Origin of the sequence: Enterobacter cloacae complex sp. IR5458 (assembly GCF_049238025.1) — a bacterium.
Classification (GTDB): domain Bacteria; phylum Pseudomonadota; class Gammaproteobacteria; order Enterobacterales; family Enterobacteriaceae; genus Enterobacter; species Enterobacter kobei.
In genome coordinates this window covers 1-2,422 of sequence record NZ_JBMKIF010000103.1, presented here as the reverse complement: position 1 = coordinate 2,422, position 2,422 = coordinate 1, and the positions used below count along the sequence as shown (strand labels likewise).

The 2,422-nt window shown below is 53.2% G+C and carries 2 protein-coding genes and 2 pseudogenes; all 4 read right to left on the bottom strand.

Annotated features, from left to right (window positions below; all coding sequences use genetic code 11):
* Positions 1-389: DUF932 domain-containing protein (locus ACOTYN_RS26100; protein ID WP_336816128.1), on the bottom strand; the 389-nt coding region annotated here is incomplete at its 3' end.
* A gap of 91 nt (positions 390-480) precedes the next feature.
* Entirely contained in the window at positions 481-1,344 is an 864-nt protein-coding gene (locus tag ACOTYN_RS26095; RefSeq protein WP_001065553.1) for a GTPase family protein, read from the bottom strand.
* A gap of 328 nt (positions 1,345-1,672) precedes the next feature.
* Positions 1,673-1,738 (bottom strand): annotated as a pseudogene (locus tag ACOTYN_RS26090) (hypothetical protein); the annotation flags it as partial.
* A gap of 37 nt (positions 1,739-1,775) precedes the next feature.
* Positions 1,776-2,422 (bottom strand): annotated as a pseudogene (locus ACOTYN_RS26085) (IS3-like element ISEcl1 family transposase); the annotation flags it as partial.

Below are 2,422 nucleotides of genomic sequence, written 5' to 3'. Positions count from 1 at the left end.
CAGACGAGCCCGTTCTGACAAACCGCACGAAATAGTCCCGGCAACATCTGATACGAACTGGTGCCATCGTGGGAGTTGAGCAGGATAATTTCTGGTACCTGTTTACCGGTAATCTGCCCTTCCCGCCGCAGACGCAGCATATGCTTTGTATGTTCACGACGACCCGGGTCACGCACGCGGGTCTGACAGGCAAAGAATGGCTGGAAGCCTTCTCGCTGTAGGCTGTCGAGCAGGGAGATGGTGGGTATATAGGTATAACGCTCACTACGGGACTCGTGTTTGTCCTCACTGAATACACTGGGCACTACGCGAAACAGCTCTTCACGGGTTAACGGACGGTCGCGACGGATAAGGTTTGCTGCGCCAAAGCGCGAAGCCAGACGGGTCATAAGCAGACTCCTCATAACGGGAAAACAAATAAAAGGGATCCCCGTCGCATCGGCGACAGGGGCAGGGAAGTAACAGGGATGGGTTAAATACTCAGAAGAAGAAATCCCAGACGGCGCGGGCCACTGACACCACCGTGGTGCGCACGGCCTGAATGACGGCCCGCACCGGGGCGGGTATCAGGGGAAAGGCACTGATGCTATCGAGTACGGCCCCGACGGTTTCACCAAAATCGCTACGAGCCTGTTCCCGGACTACCGTCGTGCGAAAGGAAGGATGGAGTTGCGACACCACCGGGCTGGTGGCCTCACGTGGCAGGCACTTAATCATCCGCTCGGCCATCACCTTAAGCCCCCATTGTAGACGGACCGACACAGCACACACCGGATGGACGGGCTGGAACAGCTCATGCAGCAGGCAGATTTTGCGGCTGATATTCTGCTTCTGCGCCGTGGACAACTGTCCCCCACCGCTGGTAGGTTCGGCCTTATCCGACTGGCTGATAACAAACAGCACCTTATGCCGGTATACCTCTCCAATCACCTGATGATAAAAATGTTCATCCACCGTCAGCGCCCGGTCATCGGCCTTAATCAGCCACAGTACCAGGTCGAGGCGAGGAAGCTGTTCGCGGTACAGCGCAGCATACTCGGTATCGCGAGCGCCACTTTCGCCCACGCCGGGCAGATCCATCAGCGTTATATAGCGGTCGCCGACTTGCAGGCGAAAGCGCAGTGGCTCACGTGTACAGGCCGCCACATCGCTGACCGGTGATATATCTCCGGCAAACAGGGCATTGCACAGACTGCTCTTCCCAACACCGGTTTTACCCATAATGCCGATCACTGGCTCGTAGTTAGTTAACTGGTTAATTTGCTGCAGAAGCCGCTCTGATACCCATTGCGGCAGATCAGCAAGCGATTGCTGAAACGACTTCAAACCTTCAGAATTATTCATCACTACTCCTCTGAAAAATAATAAAAAACGGTAGAATCGTGAGATTCCGCCGTTAATTGCGTATGTTCAGAGTGATGATATATATCTGAAGATTTTTTCAATCCTCTGCGCTTGAGGCAGCTGCGCGACTGCTGGCTCAGGCAATGAATGAGTTATAATAGCAGCATTTACTAACAGGGATTTATTGAGAGTATGAGCCGCCGTGATACACCTTAAAATCTCAACCCAGCAAAGTTTCGGAGCCGCGAGCAAAAGTGAGAGCCTTCACAAAATAATGCTTAGTAATAAAGTTACTTTGAATTCAGAGCCCCGATTAATGTGAACATGATCAACGAATTTTACCCAGATTGAGTTCATTCAGTAGCCAGGTTTTGAACACATCAAGCGCAGAATGTGATCTTGACCCTCCATCTCCGAACAGCTTTTGTATCTTAAGTTAACGATGTCCGCTGCCGCCGGTATTCCCTCGGGGAGTGATATCCCAGCGCGCTGTGCGGGTGGTTTTCATTGTAATGCGTGAACGCTACTGCAAGGTTTCGCAGTGCTGTTCTCACATCCGGTTTTGGCATGAACGCGATATAGTCTTCTTTCATCGTTTTCACGAACCGTTCGGCCATGCCATTACTCTGCGGGCTGCTCACCGCTGTTGTGCAGGGCTCCAGATTCAGCTCTCTCGCGAACCTCCGCGTTTCATACGCGGTATACGCTGAACCGTTATCCGTCAGCCACTGCACCGCTGTGTCGGGCAACCTGTCGTCGAAGCGCTTTTCCACCGACCTCAGCATCACATCCTGCACGGTCGAACTGTCATAGCCTCCCGTGCTTGCTGCCCAGTCTATGGCCTCACGGTCGCAGCAGTCCAGCGCGAACGTTACCCGCAGTTTTTCGCCGTTGTCGCAGCCGAACTCGAAGCCATCTGAACACCAGCGCATATCGCTTTCTGCCACCGCTATCTTGCCCTTATGTTCACGCTTCGGTCGCTCTGGTTTGTGATGCAACAACAACAGGTTATGCTCACGCATTATCCTGTAAAGCCGTTTGGCATTCACAGGTGGCTGTCCCTCTGTGCGACGTTGCT

What these genes read in the sequence shown, in the direction of transcription:
- ACOTYN_RS26095 (WP_001065553.1), bottom strand. Translation starts at nt 1,344, where the DNA reads ATGAATAATTCTGAAGGTTTGAAGTCGTTTCAGCAATCGCTTGCTGAT.